We start from the raw sequence: 16,600 nt of genomic DNA on the forward strand, positions 1-16,600 counted from the left end.
TCCTCGGGTTCAGGCCGGCCGCACGTACACGTGCGCGGCTTCGTGGGACAGGAAATGCGCCATCGAGTACGTGCGGTGATACGCGCCGCAGCGTTCGAACACCGCGATGTCGCCGACCTGCGGCGGCGCGCCCGCGTCGTCGCGGCCGATCACGTCCGCGCGGCTGCAGGTGCTGCCGACGTAGAGCGTCGGCACGCCGCGCGACGGCGGCGCGGGCACGCGGCGCACGAGCGACGGCGCGGCCAGGCGGCGCATCACCGATTCGGTCTGCGCGAGCAGGAACGCATGCGACAGCCCGCCGTCGCAGACGGCGATCGTGCGGTCCTGCCACGTCTTGACCGCGACGACGCGCGTCGCGAACACGCCCGCATCGGCGAAGATCGCGCGGCCCGATTCGTGCGCGAGCGAATACCGGCCGGCCAGCGGCGCGAGCGCGGCGGCATAGCGTTCGAACGCGGCATCGCCCGGGTGATCGTCGGCAAACCCGCCGCCGAGGCTCAACGAACCGAGCGGTGCGCCGTTGGCGGGCGCGAGATCGCGGGCCAGCGCCGCGAGCCGCTCGGGCAGCACGAGCGTGTCGGGCTGCGTCGGGTCCTGGCGGATGAACGAATGCGGGCCGGAGAACACGTGCAGCCCGGCCACCAGCAGGCCGGCGGCGGCGAGCGTGCGCACCGCGTCGTGCGCCTCGTTCGGCGTCATCCCGAAGTGGTCGTGCCACTGCGCGCGGGCGAGTTCGCCTGCCAGCGCGCCGGCATTCACGCGCAGCAGGACGGCGCCCGGCGTGCTGCCGCCGGCCGCCGCTTCGCGGGCGAGCGGCACGAAACGGGCGACCGCGTCGGGGTTGTCGAGCACGAAATGGCAGCGCGACGCGAGCCCGGCACGCATGAACATCTCGTCCATCGACGGATTGTTCAGGTAGCGCGCCGTCTTGATCCGGCCGATCACCGCGTCGAGTTCGCCGCGGCTCGCGAGTTCGACGCCGTCCTCGTACGCATGCGCGCAGCGCGCGAGCATGTCCTGGTTCGGGTTCGCCTTCAGCGACACGATCAGCCGCGTGCCGAGGCGCGCCTTCAGCGACCGGTAGCGGGCGATCGCGACCTCCGGCTCGTACACGTAGCACGGCGTGCGCAGATCGGCGATCCACGCGTGATTGCCGGCGGATGGAAGCGGGCGCTCAGGCGTCATGGCGGCCCACCGGATGGAGCGTGGCGGCCGCATACGCGCCGCAGTTCGACTGCATCACGCCGAGCACGCGCTGGCCGTGCGCGACCGCGTCGAGCCCGACGTCGGCCAGGTTGATCGGAAAATCCGAACAGCACGCGTGGCCGCGCGCATGGATGTTGTCCGCATACAGCCGCTCGGCCGGCACGCGCATCGCGCGGCACAGCGCGTTCCAGCCGGGCAGGTCGGCATTGTGCGGCAGCACGAGGTCGTACGCGTCGAGCGCATGCGGCTCGAGCGCGACGGCCGCGTCGATCGCGCGGCGCGTGTACGGCCACTCCATCATGATCAGGTCGGCCTCGTTCGCGGCGACGGTGTCCGACCCGCGATGCCATTTCGCGTGCGTCTCGATCGCGATGCCGCCGAGCCGGTTCTTCGTGCTGTTGCGCACGATCAGCATCGCGGCCGCGCCGTCGCACTGCACGCCCGTCATCTGCCGCATCCGGTAGTCCTCGCCGTACACGCGATCGGACGACACGACGAGTGCCGCGTCGAGCTGCGGATAGCGGCGCATCAACGCGCGCACGGTTTCGATGCCGGCCGCGACCGACACGCAGTTCAGTTGCGCGACGGAGCCGAGCCACAGCGGCTCGATGCCGAATTGCGCGGCCACTTCGTGCGGCAGGCTGCGCGGCGCGGGCGGCACGCTGAATTGCTGCGTGTGCACGTGCACGATCGCACCGACGTCGGCCGGCTGCACACGCGCGGTGTCGAGCAGCCGGCCGACCGCCGCGATCGCGAGATCGGTCTCGCTCGTGTCGAGCGCCATGTGGAAATAGCGGCTGCCCGATTGCGCGATCGCGGCCGCCCGCTGCGCCGGATAGTCGCGTTCGGCGGCCCAGGCCTCGATATCGACGGGCGGGCCCGGCAGCTCGTAGGCCACCGCGTCGATGCCGATCCAGAAATCGCGTGACGCTTGGGAGGAGGTCGTCGTCATGGTTCAGTTGAGCGGCATCGCCGCGTAGTCGAGGACGTCGAGCTTTTCGAAGGTCGCCTGTACGGTCGGCGTGAGCAGGCCCATCTCGCGGATCGTCGGCACCAGGCGCCGGAAGATCGAGCGGCGGATCGAGCTCGACACCGGCGATTCGCGCACCATCGCGCTGCATTCGCGCCTGGACAGACCCATCGGTTCCCAGATGTCGTCCGCGCACAGGTGGTCGTACAGCACGGCCGCGCCTTCGCTGATGAACTCCTCGCGCTCGCGCAGCTCGTGCGAGCTCATCTCCGCGTACACGCGGCACAGCGTGATCCGGCCGACCGCGAAGTGGCGTGCTTCGTCGCGCTGGATTCGCAGGAACAGGTCCTTGATGAACGGATCGGTGCTGTACGCGACGACGCTCTGGAAGATCGACAGCGCGATGCCCTCGACCAGCACCTGCATCCCGAGGTTCGTCATGTCGAGCGCGCTGCTCGTGATCGTGTCGTGCAGCAGCCCCTTCAGCGAGCGGCTCATCGGGTAGCTGACGTCGAGCTTCTCGTTGACGAGTTTCGCGTAGGCCTCGACGTGGCGCGCTTCGTCCATCATCTGCGCGGCTGCGCACAACCGCGCGCTCAGACCATTCTCGGCCGACGCGAGCTTCGACGCGCAGATCAGCGCGGCCTGCTCGCCATGCAGGATCTGCGACAACAGCCAGCCCTGCGCGTGATGGCGCACCTCGCGCTTGTCCGCGTCGGCCAGCTTGCCCCACAGCTCGGTGCCGTAGATCAAGAGTGTCGGATCGGGCATGCCGAGCGGGTTCGCCGGGTCGAGGTCGTGGCGCCAGTCGACGTCGGTCGCGACGTCCCACTGCGCGGCCTTCGCCTTCTCGTACAGCCGGTTCAGCGCCTCTTCGCGCAGTGCGTAGTCGTTCGACATCAGCGCGTCGACGGGCATCGACCAGCGGATATCGGCCGTGTCCTGCATCACGGTAAGCGTGTCATTCATGTCAGGGTCTCCCCGGCCGCGCGGCGGCGCCGGAATGATGGGCGGAATCGGTGAACGGGGCGGCGGCGCGCGACGCGCCCGGGTGCGGCTCGACGCGGATCGCGAACGACGGCCACGCGCCGCGCAGTTGCGCGTCGAACGCGTCGGCGAGCCGCGCGGGCCAGATCGCGCAGCACACGCGGTTGTCGCCGGCGAACTCCGCGTCGCGCAGGATGCGGTCGCCGATCCACACGACCGGCGCGCCGCGCGATGCGTCGCGCAATGCTTCGTCGTACAGGTGCACGCCGAGCAGCACGTGCGGCGCGAGCAGTTCGGCCGGCAGCGCGCCGAAATACGGTGCGCACACTTCGATGAACAGGCGTGCGTCCGGATGCACGGCGTCGCGAATCCGCGCGGTGATTTCCGCGAGGAACGCGAAATACTGCACGTGATCGAGCAGCACGCGGCGCTCGCCGCCGGCCACGTCGTACATATTGCCCGCGTCGTACGCATCGCCGGCCGCTTCCGCGAGCGCGGCGCGTGCGTAATCGGCTGGCGTGTCGAGCGGCATCCGGTACGCGCTGGCCGCGACCGCCACAGGCTGCCGCGCGTCGCGCTCGATCCGGTACGTGAAGTGAACGGGTCGCACCATGTCACGCCTCGCCGTCGAGAGAAAACGTCACGTCCGGCGCGAACGCGACGTCCGCGATCGCGTAATAGCCGTTCAGCGCGAGCGAGCAGACGGCCGCGCGGCGCGGCGTATCGCCGTCGCGGTGCGCGAGCAGCACCGACAGCCACGGGTCGCTGCCGAACGCATGGCCGAATACGCCGTGGCCGTCCGGCAGCAGCGGCGTCTTGCCGACCGACGCGAGCAGCGCGCGGCGCGACGTGGCCGGAAAGAACGGCAGCGCCGCGTGCAGGCCGGGGCGCGCCGCGCAGAACGTGCGGATGTCGCGGCCGAGCCGCACGACCGCGCTGGCCGGCGGCGCGGCGTCCGCAATGACCGACTGCGCCGGTTCGCGGCCGACGTCGACGAGCAGCGTGCAGACGCCGAAGCCCGAGCGCCCCCAGGCGGGGTTGCCGTGCCAGTACGTGTAGCCGTGCACGTCGATGTCGACGATCTGCAGCAGCAGCGTGCGCGGCCCGGTTTCCGCCGCGGTCGCGAGCGTGCGGCGCAGCACGTAGCCCCAGCCCGCGCATTCGTACGAGCAGGTCATCCAGTCGGGCGTGTAGTCGTTCGCGCCGGCAAGGGCCTGCGCGAACACGCGATGCTGCGGCGAATCGTTCATCAGCAGCATCGACAGGATCGTCGAGCTGACCACGTAGTCGTCCGCGCCGATCGCACCGCACAGCCGCTCGCGTTCGGCGCACGCGAGCGTGCCGATCGCGCGGGCCGTGTCGTCGAGCGGCACGGCCGCGCCGTCGCGCGACGGCGCGACGCGCCGGTACGCGAGCGCCTGCACGGTCAGCGCGGTCGCCGGGGCCGGCTGGACGGCGGCGGCCGCCACGGGGGCAAGGGGCGCGAGCATGGTCGGATCAGGCCGCGTGCTGCTGGCTGCGCAGTTGCGCGTCGAGCTGCTGCAGCGTCGTGTACTGCGTGATGTTCAGCGCTTCCGGATCGATCGAGCCGTAAAGCTGTTCGCAGAACACGATCAGCTCGACGATGTTCAGCGAATCGATGCCGAGTTCGCCGATGCCGGCGTCGGTGTCGACGGTTTCGACATTGAGGATCTTCGCGACTTCGCGGGACAGGATGTCGAGCGCGTCGGCCGGAACGTTCTGGGTCGTCATGAGGGGAGCTCCTGAAGTTGAGTGGATTGGATCGGGATCGATCGGCCTGTCGCGTGGATCAACTGCCGGCTTCGCAGCGCAGGCTCTTGCGAAGCTCGTGATAACAACGGTACGAACTGCCTTCCATCTTCGAAAACGCCAGCAGGTCGCGCTGGTCGTCGAACAGCGGCACCTTGCCGTCGCGCACGAGCGCGGTCAGGAACTCGTTCGACAGCAGCTTGATCGCGAGCACACGCTGCACCTTGCCGAAGCTGTAGTGCGCGTCGTCGGTCTGGCTGCGCGCGGCGTCCGCGATGAAGCGGTGCACGGCGCGCGCATCGGCGTCGAGCTCGACGCGGCCGGTCCGTTCGAGCCAGCCGACGTGCGCCATCAGCGCGCGGACGAAGTACGGCCGCACGACGGTCAGGTATTTGTTGAACACGGTGGGGCCGCCGATCCGCAGGCGGTCCTCGGCGGCGACGCGCACCTGGCCGCCGACGTTCGCGAGCTGCAGGTTGCCCGCGAGGAACGGCGCGCCGCAGGTCGTGCGGGTCAGCTTCCGGTATTCGTCGGGCCATACGAGATAGGCGGCCGGGAACATCACGCCGGGCAGGCGCGCGGCGACGACGGCCATGCAGTCGCGGTGCGCCTCGATGCCCCACACCTTGTCGACGGTCAGCGCGAGGCCGTGGTCGTCGCTGCGCGCGACGGTGCGCCACGCGGCGAGCGTCGGGCCGCCGCCGTCGCTCATCAGGAACGCGAAGTTATGGCCGGCGTCGATGCACTCGCAGGCGCGGCGGTTCTGGTCGTCGGAGAAGAACAGCCCGAACATGATGCGGATGAACGCGCGCATGAACGGCTTGAACAGGTGATGAAACCCTTCTCGGCCGATCTGTTCGAGCAGCGCTTCGGTGAGCGGCGCCTCGTCGTGCCGCAGCGGGGTCGAGGCGGACGCATCGGGCAGCACGTCCGGCGTGGCGGTGCGCAGCGCGATCACCATCTCGCTGTCGAGCAGCCGCACGGTGGCGGCTTCGACGAGCCGGGCCGCCGCGTGCGGCGGCGTGCCGACCGCGTCGAGGTGGCGCAGCACCGGATACGCGGCCTGATCGGCCACGCGCAAGAGCAGCGACGGTGCGAGCGGGGCGGGGGCGGAAAGCGTGGACATGGCAGGGTTCCTGTCAGAAACGCACGCGCACGGCGGCGTCGATGCGGGTGCCGAGACCGACCATCCGGTACTCGGACTGGCTGTCGGAGAAGGCGTGGGTGAGCGCGACATCGACGCTCACGCGTGTGTTCACGTCGGCGACGACCTGCGCGATCGCGAGCAGGCCCTTGTCCTGCGGCGAATAGACGCCGCGCAGCGAATACTCGATGCGGCCAACCTTCTTGCCGAGCCGCGCGAACAGGTAGTCGCGCAGGCTGCCGTCGACGCTCACGAAGTTGGCCGTGCCGCCGAGGCCGGCCAGCGCGGCGCCGGGCGCGACGGGCAGCAGCGCATTGTTCGCCTGCACCGCGCCGACCATCCGGCGCCACTGGCTCGCGTCGTAACGCGCTTCGTCGTGCGACCACTCGACGATCAGCGACAGGTTGCCGGGCAGCGCGCTCTGCATGCCGAGCGCGCTGCGCCACATGTATTGGCGATCGTTGCGGCGATCGACGGCGTCGTACGCGGCCGCCGAATCGAGCGGCGTGCCGTTTGCGATGAAGGCGGGCAGCGGCCGCGTCGTGCCGCGTTCGAGCCACGCGCTCGCGTAGACGGTGTTCGAGCGCGCGACGTCGAACGACAGCGTCGCGCCCGCGCCGCCGCGGCCCGCGTGACGGCCGGCGAGCAGCGCGGCGGAGCCGCCCGACCAGTTGTACGCGCCGCGCACCAGCTGCGTCGCGCCTTCGACGTCGCGGTTGTCGACGTCGTTGCGCAGGGTGCGGTTCTCGCCGGCGATGAACTGCAGCGTGGTCTGCTCGCCGGCCCATTTCGCTTCGACGAGCGGTGTGCCTTCGACGTCGCCGTAGCGATCGTAGATGTCGGCCGTCGCGGCCCGTTTCTGGAAGAAGCCGAGCGGGAAGAACGCCTGCGACGTGTCGAGCGTATCGATCCGCTTGCCGGCCGTGAGCGTGATGCCGTTGTCGAACGCGTAGCGCACGCCGGCTTCGTTGAAGCGGCTCGCCTGCGTGCCGAGCGAATGGTTGCTGGCGACCACGCGCGCATTCACGAACAGGTTCTCGCCGTCGATGCGCGCGAGCAGCCCGGCTTCCTGCTGGTTGCGCGGCGAATCGCCGATCAGGCGGCCGAGCAGCGCGTGGCCGTCCATGCTGTCGACGGAGCGCGCGTAGCCGATCCCGTTGAGCGTGCCGAGCTGGTCCATCAGCGATTCTCCGTGCGCGAGCGTGCAGCCGAGCGCGAGCGGGATGGCGAGCGCCACACCGGGCCAGCCGCGCCGGGCGCGCTCGGGCGATGAACGGCGGCGGTCACGATGAGCGTCGGCATCGGCGTCGTACTCACTGGCCATCGGCGAGCGTGTCGGGATTGAACCAGCCCGACGGAATCTTGCGCGGCTGGCCGTCGAGGATGTCGACGACGCTCGCGCGCTGCTTCTCGACCTCGTTGCGATACGTGATCTTGCGGATCACCTTGCGGCCGTTCGCGTCGACCGGCGCGGAGAAATCGGCGCTGCGAAACAGCAGGCCGCTCGCGAGGAAGAACTGCGCGCGCAGCGGCACGTCGGTATCGGGCGTGACCCACAGCTTGATCGTCGGGTACACGTTGTCGGGATCGGTCGCGGTCAGGTCGAGCTCGGTGGCCGGCTTGCCGGCGATCGGCGTCGTGCCGGGCGCGACCGTCGCGCGATAGCTGTCGGCCCAGTGCGTGCGCGTGATGTCGCTGATCACGACTTCGCCCTGCAGCCGCTGCATTCCGTTGATGCGCACCGCGCTGCGCGTGTTCGGCACGTAGAACCAGTGCCCGCGCGTCGTCGCGAGGTATTTCTGGCCGTCGTTCTCGCCGCTGCGCGTCAGCGCGAGCGTGTCGCCGTTGCCGCGCGTGTAGACGAGATAGCGCGTCGCGTCGCCGGATTGTCCGCCGACTTCGTTGGTGATCTCGATGTTGGTCTGCGTATCGGCGGCCGTGCTGCGGTAAGCGTCGGCACGGGCGAGCATGGTCTGCGCCGGCGGCGCGTCGGCCGCGTGGGCGGCGAGCGGCACGCACGCGACGAACGCGGCGAACGTGAGACGAATGCGATTCATGGGGCGAGTCCTTCGAGGATGTTGCGTTTCGCGAGCCCGAGCGTCGCGAGCAGCGCCGCGGCCACGCCGAGCACGACGAACGCGGCTTCGACGGCAGCCACGGCGACGGGCGACACGGTGAATTCGAGCAGGATCGGTTTCACGCGGCCGGGCGGCGCGGGCAGGTGGATCTGCGCGTGATTGAGCGCGACCATCGTCAGCAGCGCGAGCGCGATGCCGGCGGCCGCGCCGAGCAGGCCGAGCAGCGCGGTTTCCTGGATCAGCACGCCGCGCACCGTCGCGGCCGGCACGCCGAGCGCGCGCAGCGTCGCGATCTCGCGGCGGCGCTCGACGATGCTCATCAGGATCCAGTTGCTCATCGACAGCAGGATCGTCACGCAGAGGATCGCGCCGAATACCGAGAACTGGTTCTTGTACAGCGCGACGACCTGGTGATAGAGCGACACCAGCTGGTCCCAGGTCCGCACGTCGAGCGTCGGCAGCGCGGCGCGCAGCGTCGCGGCGGCGGCCGGCGTGCCGGCGGTGTCCTTGAGGAACACCGCGATGCGCGACGCGCGGTCGGTGCGCAGCAGCGCCTGCGCGGCCGCGAACGTCACGTTGACGATCCGCTCGTCGACGTCCTTGTTGCCGGTGCTCATCACACCGACGATCTGCGCGTCGGTCGCGTTGATCCCGCCGTGCGCGGTCGACGCCATCAGCTGCACGACCGAGCCGACGTGCACGCCGAGCTTGCGCGCGAGTTCGGCGCCGACGACGACTTCGGTGCCGGCGTTCGTCGGCGACAGGTAGCGGCCCGACAGCACCGTGTGATAGTCGAAGAAGCCGGGCGGTTCGCGGTTCGGCTCGATCCCTTCGCCGACGAACCCGTAACTGAGATCGCCGTTCGACACGAGTCCGTCGAAGTCGATGCCGCGCGCGGTCGTCGCGACGCCGGGCAGCTTTGCAATCGCCTGCGTGGCGGCAGCCTGTTCGTCGGCGCTCAGCCCGTACTGCAGCGGCCGTTCGCCGATCAGGTCGAGATAGCCGTGATGCAGCACCTGCACGTGGCCGACGCCGCTGTCGATCGAGCCTTCGCGCACCGCGTCGAACGTCGCGATCACGTAGCCGAGCGCGAGGCTCGACGCGAACGCGGCGACGCCGATCATCGCCATCGTCAGCACGGTGCGGCGCCGGTTGCGCCAGAGGTTACGCCACGCAAACGTCGACCAGTTCACGATTCACTCCCGGTACGCCGTCGCGCATTTCGATGCGGCGCGGCAGGTGCGCGCACAGACGATCGTCGTGCGACGCAATCAGAAAGGCGGTGCCCAGCGTGCGCTGGGTGTCGAGGATCAGCTCGGCGACCGCCCGCGCGTTGGCGCTGTCGAGGCTCGCGGTCGGCTCGTCCGCGATCACGATGGCCGGCTCCTTGGCGAGCGCGCGGGCCAGCGCGACGCGCTGTTGCTCGCCGCCGGACAGCTCGCCGGGGCGGTGCCGTTCGCGCGCGGCGAGGCCCACCGCGTCGAGCATCGCGCGGGCGCGTTCGCGCCGCGTGCGCGGCGTGCCCCACGCGAAGCAGCCGAGCTCGACGTTCTCGAGCGCCGACATCACCGGAATCAGGTTGAATTGCTGGAACACGAAGCCGATGCGCTCGCGGCGAATCCGTTCGAGCGTGTCCGGCGCGTCGTCGATCCGGCGTCCTTCGAGCCAGCGTTCGCCGCTGCTCGGCACGTCGAGAAAACCGGCGAGGTTGAGCAGCGTGCTCTTGCCGCTGCCCGACGGTCCGACGAGCGCGACGACGTCGCGCCGGCCGATCGAGATCGTCGCGCCGCGCACCGCGACGACGCGGCCCGCGCCTTCGTACACGCGGGTGACGTCGCGCAGTTCGAGCACGGAGTCGAGCGGGACGGCCGTCATGCGAACGCTCCCTGGCCGGCTTCGGCGGCAACCGGCGCGGCGATCACGGGCAGTGCGCCGTTCGCATAGAGATCGCGGCACTTCAGGCGCTGCAGCTTGCCGCTCGTCGTGCGCGGCAGCGAGCCGGGCTCGACGAAACACAGATCCTGCGCGGCGAAGCCGATGCGCGACGCGAGCAGTTGCTGGCACTCGGTGCGCGTTTGCGGCGTCGCGTCGACCGGCCGCGCCTCGATCGCGACGACCAGCCGCTCGGTGCCGGTTTCGGGATCGGGCAGGCCGAACGCGATGCAGGTGCTCTTGCGCAGCGCGCAGTGCGAGGCCAACGCTTCCTCGATCTCGTGCGGGAAATAGTTGCTGCCGCGAATGATGATGACTTCCTTCTTGCGGCCGAGGATATGCAACTGGCCGTCCGCGACGTAGCCGATGTCGCCGGTGCGGAACCAGCCGTCGGCCGTCAGCGGCGCGGCGATCGTGCCGTCGTCGGGGTTCAGGTAGCCGAGCATCACCGACGTGCCGCGGATCGCGACTTCGCCGACCGCGCGATTGGCCAGCGCGTGGTCGCCGTCGTCGAGGATGCGGAACGCCATCCCGTCGATCGGCGTGCCCATCGCGAGCACCGTTTCGGTCTCCGTGTCCTGGCCATCGTTCGCGGCGGCCGGCTGCGCGTCGCGGCGCTCGATCAGCGCGCGCCGGTCGAGCGTATCGGCGATCACGTACGGCGCGCCATCGACCGCGCCTTCGTGCCAAGCACGATGCATCGATACCGCGAGCGTCGATTCGGCCATCCCGTAGCACGGTTGCAGCGCCGACGCCGCGAGGCCGTACGGCGCGAACGTCGCGGCGAAATCGCGCAGCGTCGCGTCGTCGACGCGTTCGCCGCCGATGAAGATGTTGCGGCACGCGGACAGGTCGACGCCATCCATCGCGGCGGCATTGAAGCGGCGCACGCAGTAGCGCAGCGCGAAGGTCGGCACCGACGTCGTCGTCGCGCGCGCCGACGCGATGCGCTTGAGCCAGCCCAGCGGATTCCGGATGAAGCTGTTCGGCTGCATCATCAGCAACGGCGCGCGGTAATGCAGGTTCGACAGCAGCGTGAGCAGCCCCATGTCGTGATAGAGCGGCAGCCACGACGCGGTGCCGTCGCCGGCCGCGATGTCGAAGCGCACCGACCCGCCGATGCCGAGCACGTTCGCGATCACGTTCTCGTGACTGAGCACCGCGGCTTTCGGATGCGACGTCGAACCCGACGTGAGCTGCACATGATGCGGATCGCGGCCGCTCTTCGAACTGATCAGTGCGCGCGCGCCGACGTCCGCCGCGCTCGACAGCGTCGCGAGATCGACGACGCGCGTGGCGGCCGCGGGAAACGCGTCGTCGCGCCAGGCCGCGGCCTGCGCGTCGGCGGCGATGACGAGGCGCGGCCGGTACAGCTCGCACGCGACGTCCGCCACCTGCCGCCCGGCCGCGGTACGCCGCGCGGGAACGGGCACGGTGCACGGGAGCGCGCCCGTCATCACGCACGCCATCATCGCGACCGCATGCTCGACCGACGCCGGCAGCGCGAGCATCACCAGGTCGTTCTCGCGCACCCCGAGCTCGCGCAGCGCGCCGGCCTGGCGAAACACCGCTTCCGCGAAGTGCCGGTACGTGATGCCCGCTTCGTGGCCCGCGTCGTCGACGAACGTCATGCGATGCATGGCGCCCGCGACGTCCTCGAGCGATTCGATCAGGCGGTGAATGGTGGAAGCGCACTTCGTCACGAGGATTCTCCCCTTGAGGAACACGGCCGCTCGCGCCACGGTGCCGGCGGCGCCGTTCGTCGAGTGAGGAGGATTCTTGCCGGATCGATCGGCGGCGACAAACGGAATCTATGCAGGCTATGCATGAGCAGCGCGCATCCACGAGGTGACTGGTCGGTCTCATTCGACCGGTCGTCTAGTTCACGATGTGGTGCGCTCATGCGCAGGCGTCATGCAATGCGTTCGGAAAATTCGTTTGTCCGAAACATCGACTCACAGAAGAATTGCAACCCGGCAGCGCGCCAGCGTCGCCGCGTCATCGTGCCGGGGCAGTCCGGCTCAAGGAGAGCGTCTTGTCCGTCACCTCATCGCTTGTCGCCCGCCCGAAACCGGTTGCGGACATGAAGAGCCGCCCGAGCGGCGTGGTCTTCTCGCTGAAGCTGGTGGTCTACGTCGCGCTCATCGCGCACGGGATGATGTTCGCGCTGTCGACGCTCGTGATCCTGAAGATCGTCGGCATCCTGCTGATCGGCGCGATGTACGCGCACGGCGTCGAGCTGCAGCATCAGGCGCTGCATTACCAGGGATTCCGCAGCAAGCGGCTGAACATGGTGTTCGGCGTGCTGCTCGGCATGCCGATGCTCGTGTCGTTTCATGCGTACCAGGACAGCCACCTGCGGCATCACCGGCTGCTCGGCACACCGGAGAACAAGGAGTTCTTCGATTACGGCGACCAGTACGGCGCACGCCCCGTCGTCAACGTCGGGCTGTGGATGTGGCGGCTATCGATGGCCGCGCACTATATCCAGTTCGCGAAGAACGTCGCGAAGCTCGTCGTGCCGGGCGCGCGCTTCGGCGACAATGCGCTCGTGTCGCGCGCGATCCGCCGCGACTACCTACTGATGGCCGCCGCGATCGCGCTGCTGGCCGCGCTGTCGTTCGCGTTGCACACGTGGTTCGTCGTCTGGGTGTGGGTCGTGCCGCTCGTATCGGTCGCGGCGCCCGTGCATGCGCTGGTCGAGATGCCCGAACACTACCGCTGCGACCTGACGAGCACCGACCCGTTCCGCAACACGCGGACGATCGAGAGCAACGCGTTCATGACGTGGTTCACGAACGGCAACAACTATCACGTCGAGCATCACATGATGCCGAACCTGCCGATCGAGCGGCTGCACGACCTGCATGGCGCGATCGCGCCGCGCATCCGCTATTACCACCGCACGTATCGGCAGTTCTACTCTGCGTTGCTGCGCGGCCGGCTGTCGCCGCGTGCGGTGGACGACGACCGGGACGATCGCGAGCCCGATGCCGAAGCGGCCGCGCCGGCCTCGACCCAATCGGCATGACCGCGCCACGCGTTGCGACGACGGTGACGACGATGCTCTATCCGGAATTGTTCAGGTCGCTCGAAGCGGTCCGCTGGGACATGGAGAAGGACATTCCGTGGGACAAGTTCGACGCTTCGCTGCTCACCGACGAGCAGGCGAAGACGATCAAGATGAACGCGATCACCGAATGGTCGGCGCTGCCCGCGACGGAAATGTTCCTGCGCGACAACCAGCACGACAGCGACTTTTCCGCGTTCATGAGCGTGTGGTTCTTCGAGGAGCAGAAGCATTCGCTGGTGCTGATGGAATACCTGCGCCGCTTCAAGCCGGAGATGGTGCCGACCGAAGAGGAACTGCATGCGGTGCGCTTCCAGTTCGATCCGGCGCCGCCGCTCGAGACGCTGATGCTGCACTTCTGCGGCGAGATTCGCCTGAACCACTGGTACCGCTGTGCGGCCGACTGGCACACCGAGCCCGTCGTCAAGCAGATCTACGAAACGATTTCGCGCGACGAAGCGCGTCATGGCGGCGCGTACCTGCGCTACATGAAGAAGGCGTTGAACAACTGCGGCGACGTCGCCCGTGCCGCATTCGCGAAGATCGGCGTGCTGATGGCGTCGGCGCGCCGCACCGAAAAACCGCTGCACCCGACCAACCTGCACGTGAACCAGGCGCTGTTCCCGCGGGATACCGTGCAGTCGCGTCTGCCGGATCCGGAATGGCTCGAGCGCTGGCTCGACGAGCAGATCCGGTTCGACGGCGAGTGGGAGAAGAAGGTCGTCGAGCGGATCCTGCACAACCTGTCGATCCTGTTCGAGCGCACGTTCGCGACCGCTCAGGAATTGAACCGCTATCGCCGCGAAGTGACCGCGCGCGCGAATGGCGCGGCGGACGGTCCGTAGCGGATTCATCTTGACGGTCGTCGCGCGGCGCGGCCCGAATTCCGCCCGACATGCGCATCGAATGCACACCGACCGGCGCTGCCGGCCGGCGGATTATGCATTTCCGGACATAATCGGCTCGTCAGTTTCACGAGGCGGCATGAAAATACCGGATTTCATCCGTTTAGTATATTTTAATAAACGCTAAATTCCGGATTTGAATGGCATTTTGTATGTATGTTGCAGACTGTTTGTTTTCGCAATCCGGAAAATAAAATGAAAAGTCGGCTGATTGAAATCGATTTGTAGGCATCGGATGATTTCTCTGTCATGACGTCGATATGGATGCGATGACGTCGAATTTTGTCGGCAATCGCCTGTTTTTACGCCAATTTATCAACCCTTTTGGTACGCTCGATTCGTTCGCATATTAATTTACAAAATCACTACTTGATAATGTTCGTGTAAGCGTATCGATGCGATGAAAATTGATAGATAAATACAAGTGTCACGATTGAAAATAAGAATGATATGCATCCATGCTTCAATATAAAATCGTTTCCGAATCCAAATAGGAGAGACGATCCAGGGAGACGAACGGCAACTTGTCTGTCGATGGGTGCAACTTTGAGGCGGCGGTATGGCTAATGTGAGATTGGCAAAGCGATTGAGAAGTCTGCCTTCGCTGGATTTCCTGAGAGGCTTCGAATGCGCGGCGCGCCATTTGAGCTTCACGCGTGCGGGGCAGGAGCTCAACGTCACGCAATCGGCCGTGAGTCGGCAGGTCAAGGCGCTCGAAGAGCAGCTCCGGATCGAGCTGTTTCATCGGCACATTCGTTCGCTCACGCTGACCGACAAGGGGCGCGAGTTGTACGACGCGATCTCGTTCGCGTTGTCCGATCTGGAATCGGTGGTCGGCAAGCTGTCGTCGAGCGTCGGCCAGCGCGCCATTTCGTTGTCGACCACCGTTTCGTTCGCCGCGCTGTGGCTGATTCCGCGCCTCGGTTCGTTCCGCGCCAGCTATCCGGACATCGACGTGCGCGTGTCGGCAACGAGCGAAATTGAAGATCTTAAACGCAAACGTTTGCACCTGGCGGTGCGTTATGCCGGCCCGTATACGTCGACCGACGATACGGACGTGTTGTTTCGCGAGCGTGTCGTGGCGGTGTGCAGCCCGAGCCTGTTGACGGCGATGGGCGACGCCGCATCGATGAAGCCGGCCGATCTCGACAAGCACGTGCTGCTGCATCTCGACGACCCGCGCGGCGAATGGCCGTGGCACGGGTGGAGCCATTTGCTGAAGGAGCTCGGCGTGCCGCGGCTGCGGCCGGCCGGCGCGCTGCACTTCAGCCAGTACGATCAACTGGTCCAGGCCGCGGTCGACGGGCACGGCATCGCGATCGGCAGGCGGCCGCTGGTCGACGGGCTGCTGAAGCAGGGGCGGCTCGTCGAGCTGTTCCCGCATTGCACCGTTGCGTCGGGCAGCTACGTGCTCGTGCAGAACCCCGATGCGTGCAACGAATTCGATATCGCGGTGCTGACCAACTGGCTGCTCGATCAGGCGTGCCCAGCGCTCGCGCCGGAGCAGGACACGGCCGGCAGCAACGTGCTGCCGATGTATCGCGTCGGATAGCGCGGCCCGGCGAATGCGTCGTGCGCGGCGTCATGCGCAATACCTGCAACCTGTGCGATGATGCGCCGCTTCGCGTTCGTCACGGAACGCCGCCGACCGCGACGCCCGGTTCCGGGCCACCGCCGAGTCCTGACCTCCCGGAGACAGCATGCCCGCACACGGCATTCAAGGCAGTACCCTGCATTACCTCGATCACGGCACCGGTTTTCCGGTGCTGCTCGGGCACAGCTATCTGTGGGATGCCACGATGTGGGCGCCGCAGATCGACGCACTGTCGCGCCGGTATCGCGTGATCGTGCCGGACCTCTGGGGGCATGGCGCATCGGGCGCGCTGCCGGACGGCACGCACACGCTCGACGATCTCGCCACGCAGGCGAGCGCGCTGCTCGACGCGCTGGAAATCGAACAGTGCGCGATCGTCGGCCTCAGCGTCGGCGGCATGTGGGGCGCACGGCTCGCGTTGCGCGAGCCGCAGCGCGTGCGCTCGCTGGTGATCATGGACGCGTCGCTCGACGCCGAGCCGGACGCGACGCGCGCCCGCTACTTCGGAATGCTCGATGCGATCGAGGCCGCGGGCCGCATCGCGCCGCCGCTGCTCGACGCGATCGTGCCGCTGTTCTTCCGGCCGGACGTGAATCTGGAAGATCCGGTGCCGACCGCGTTTCGCGATGCGTTGGCGAACCTGCCCGCCGACCGGTTGCGGCAATCGATCGCGCCGCTCGGTCGGCTGATCTTCGGCCGGCCCGACACGCTGTCCGCACTGGCCGAACTCGACGCGGAACGCACGCTGCTGATGTGCGGCGCGGGCGACATGGCGCGGCCGCCGTCGGAAACCGTGAAGATGGCGAGCGTGATCGGCTGCGCGCATGCGCTGGTGCCGGACGCCGGCCATATTTCGAACCTGGAAAATCCCGCGTTCGTCACGCGCACGCTGCTCGACTGGTTCGACGCGCAGCCGCTGCACGCGAACTGACGACCGCGCGACC

The 16,600-nt window shown here is 68.0% G+C and carries 16 protein-coding genes; 4 read left to right on the top strand and 12 right to left on the bottom strand.

All coding sequences use genetic code 11. The annotated features are described in order from the left end of the window. Positions 1 to 9: 9 nt before the first annotated feature. The 12 genes from H0X91_RS01210 to H0X91_RS01265 are packed head-to-tail and all read right to left on the bottom strand — an operon-like array spanning position 10 to position 11,790. Positions 10 to 1,185: a PLP-dependent decarboxylase gene (locus H0X91_RS01210; protein ID WP_196432733.1), complete on the bottom strand. Its 1,176-nt coding sequence runs from the start codon at positions 1,183 to 1,185 to the stop codon at positions 10 to 12. Continuing rightward, positions 1,175 to 2,158, bottom strand: a complete 984-nt coding sequence (locus H0X91_RS01215; protein WP_196432734.1) for a 3-oxoacyl-ACP synthase — start codon at positions 2,156 to 2,158, stop codon at positions 1,175 to 1,177. Before H0X91_RS01215 ends, H0X91_RS01210 begins: the two co-directional genes overlap by 11 nt. 3 nt (positions 2,159 to 2,161) lie before the next feature. Next, positions 2,162 to 3,145, bottom strand: a complete 984-nt coding sequence (locus H0X91_RS01220; RefSeq protein WP_048988596.1) for a ferritin-like domain-containing protein — start codon at positions 3,143 to 3,145, stop codon at positions 2,162 to 2,164. A 1-nt stretch (position 3,146) separates the two neighbouring features. Continuing rightward, the gene (locus tag H0X91_RS01225; RefSeq protein WP_059721431.1) at positions 3,147 to 3,776 is read right to left on the bottom strand and encodes a hypothetical protein; all 630 of its coding nucleotides are present in this window, start codon (positions 3,774 to 3,776) and stop codon (positions 3,147 to 3,149) included. 1 nt (position 3,777) lies between these two features. Further along, positions 3,778 to 4,653, bottom strand: a complete 876-nt coding sequence (locus H0X91_RS01230; protein WP_034203963.1) for a hypothetical protein — start codon at positions 4,651 to 4,653, stop codon at positions 3,778 to 3,780. Positions 4,654 to 4,660: 7 nt separating this feature from the next. After that, positions 4,661 to 4,915 carry an acyl carrier protein gene (locus H0X91_RS01235; RefSeq protein ID WP_006481176.1) on the bottom strand — a complete coding sequence of 85 codons (255 nt, stop codon included), beginning with the start codon at positions 4,913 to 4,915 and terminating at the stop codon, positions 4,661 to 4,663. Between the two features lie 58 nt (positions 4,916 to 4,973). Then, the gene (locus H0X91_RS01240; protein WP_034203964.1) at positions 4,974 to 6,059 is read right to left on the bottom strand and encodes a hypothetical protein; all 1,086 of its coding nucleotides are present in this window, start codon (positions 6,057 to 6,059) and stop codon (positions 4,974 to 4,976) included. A gap of 13 nt (positions 6,060 to 6,072) precedes the next feature. Further along, positions 6,073 to 7,401: a hypothetical protein gene (locus H0X91_RS01245; protein ID WP_060264987.1), complete on the bottom strand. Its 1,329-nt coding sequence runs from the start codon at positions 7,399 to 7,401 to the stop codon at positions 6,073 to 6,075. Further along, a complete protein-coding gene (locus H0X91_RS01250; protein ID WP_006482245.1) occupies positions 7,391 to 8,134 on the bottom strand; it encodes an outer membrane lipoprotein-sorting protein in 744 nt (247 codons plus the stop codon). Before H0X91_RS01250 ends, H0X91_RS01245 begins: the two co-directional genes overlap by 11 nt. Then, on the bottom strand, positions 8,131 to 9,348 hold the full coding sequence (locus H0X91_RS01255; protein ID WP_048988606.1) for an ABC transporter permease: 1,218 nt from the start codon (positions 9,346 to 9,348) through the stop codon (positions 8,131 to 8,133). The genes H0X91_RS01250 and H0X91_RS01255 overlap by 4 nt, the downstream gene beginning before the upstream one ends. Then, entirely contained in the window at positions 9,320 to 10,030 is a 711-nt protein-coding gene (locus H0X91_RS01260) for an ABC transporter ATP-binding protein (RefSeq protein ID WP_058903861.1), read from the bottom strand. The genes H0X91_RS01255 and H0X91_RS01260 overlap by 29 nt, the downstream gene beginning before the upstream one ends. Next, positions 10,027 to 11,790: a fatty acyl-AMP ligase gene (locus H0X91_RS01265; RefSeq protein WP_330165480.1), complete on the bottom strand. Its 1,764-nt coding sequence runs from the start codon at positions 11,788 to 11,790 to the stop codon at positions 10,027 to 10,029. The genes H0X91_RS01260 and H0X91_RS01265 overlap by 4 nt, the downstream gene beginning before the upstream one ends. A gap of 380 nt (positions 11,791 to 12,170) precedes the next feature. Between H0X91_RS01265 and H0X91_RS01270 the strand changes: the two genes are divergently transcribed. The 4 genes from H0X91_RS01270 to H0X91_RS01285 all read left to right on the top strand — a co-directional run bounded on the left by H0X91_RS01270 (position 12,171) and on the right by H0X91_RS01285 (position 16,587). Beyond that, positions 12,171 to 13,118 carry a fatty acid desaturase family protein gene (locus tag H0X91_RS01270; RefSeq protein WP_080331957.1) on the top strand — a complete coding sequence of 316 codons (948 nt, stop codon included), beginning with the start codon at positions 12,171 to 12,173 and terminating at the stop codon, positions 13,116 to 13,118. A 23-nt stretch (positions 13,119 to 13,141) separates the two neighbouring features. Continuing rightward, positions 13,142 to 14,002, top strand: a complete 861-nt coding sequence (locus H0X91_RS01275; RefSeq protein ID WP_062886116.1) for a diiron oxygenase — start codon at positions 13,142 to 13,144, stop codon at positions 14,000 to 14,002. A 619-nt stretch (positions 14,003 to 14,621) separates the two neighbouring features. After that, positions 14,622 to 15,614, top strand: coding sequence for a LysR substrate-binding domain-containing protein (locus H0X91_RS01280; protein WP_006482230.1), 993 nt, complete (start codon positions 14,622 to 14,624; stop codon positions 15,612 to 15,614). Between the two features lie 148 nt (positions 15,615 to 15,762). Then, the gene (locus tag H0X91_RS01285; RefSeq protein ID WP_034203970.1) at positions 15,763 to 16,587 is read left to right on the top strand and encodes an alpha/beta fold hydrolase; all 825 of its coding nucleotides are present in this window, start codon (positions 15,763 to 15,765) and stop codon (positions 16,585 to 16,587) included. The last annotated feature ends 13 nt before the right edge of the window (positions 16,588 to 16,600 follow it).

The sequence above is a fragment of the Burkholderia sp. 9777_1386 genome, assembly GCF_015712265.1.
Lineage (GTDB): Bacteria > Pseudomonadota > Gammaproteobacteria > Burkholderiales > Burkholderiaceae > Burkholderia > Burkholderia cenocepacia.

Bases quoted from the DNA above. Each gene is read 5' to 3' on its own strand.
- H0X91_RS01220 (WP_048988596.1), bottom strand. From the start codon at position 3,145: ATGAATGACACGCTTACCGTGATGCAGGACACGGCCGATATCCGCTGG.
- H0X91_RS01225 (WP_059721431.1), bottom strand. From the start codon at position 3,776: ATGGTGCGACCCGTTCACTTCACGTACCGGATCGAGCGCGACGCGCGG.
- H0X91_RS01270 (WP_080331957.1), top strand. From the start codon at position 12,171: ATGAAGAGCCGCCCGAGCGGCGTGGTCTTCTCGCTGAAGCTGGTGGTC.
- H0X91_RS01210 (WP_196432733.1), bottom strand. From the start codon at position 1,185: ATGACGCCTGAGCGCCCGCTTCCATCCGCCGGCAATCACGCGTGGATC.
- H0X91_RS01235 (WP_006481176.1), bottom strand. From the start codon at position 4,915: ATGACGACCCAGAACGTTCCGGCCGACGCGCTCGACATCCTGTCCCGC.
- H0X91_RS01260 (WP_058903861.1), bottom strand. From the start codon at position 10,030: ATGACGGCCGTCCCGCTCGACTCCGTGCTCGAACTGCGCGACGTCACC.
- H0X91_RS01245 (WP_060264987.1), bottom strand. From the start codon at position 7,401: ATGGCCAGTGAGTACGACGCCGATGCCGACGCTCATCGTGACCGCCGC.
- H0X91_RS01250 (WP_006482245.1), bottom strand. From the start codon at position 8,134: ATGAATCGCATTCGTCTCACGTTCGCCGCGTTCGTCGCGTGCGTGCCG.
- H0X91_RS01285 (WP_034203970.1), top strand. From the start codon at position 15,763: ATGCCCGCACACGGCATTCAAGGCAGTACCCTGCATTACCTCGATCAC.
- H0X91_RS01230 (WP_034203963.1), bottom strand. From the start codon at position 4,653: ATGCTCGCGCCCCTTGCCCCCGTGGCGGCCGCCGCCGTCCAGCCGGCC.
- H0X91_RS01240 (WP_034203964.1), bottom strand. From the start codon at position 6,059: ATGTCCACGCTTTCCGCCCCCGCCCCGCTCGCACCGTCGCTGCTCTTG.
- H0X91_RS01215 (WP_196432734.1), bottom strand. From the start codon at position 2,158: ATGACGACGACCTCCTCCCAAGCGTCACGCGATTTCTGGATCGGCATC.
- H0X91_RS01280 (WP_006482230.1), top strand. From the start codon at position 14,622: ATGGCTAATGTGAGATTGGCAAAGCGATTGAGAAGTCTGCCTTCGCTG.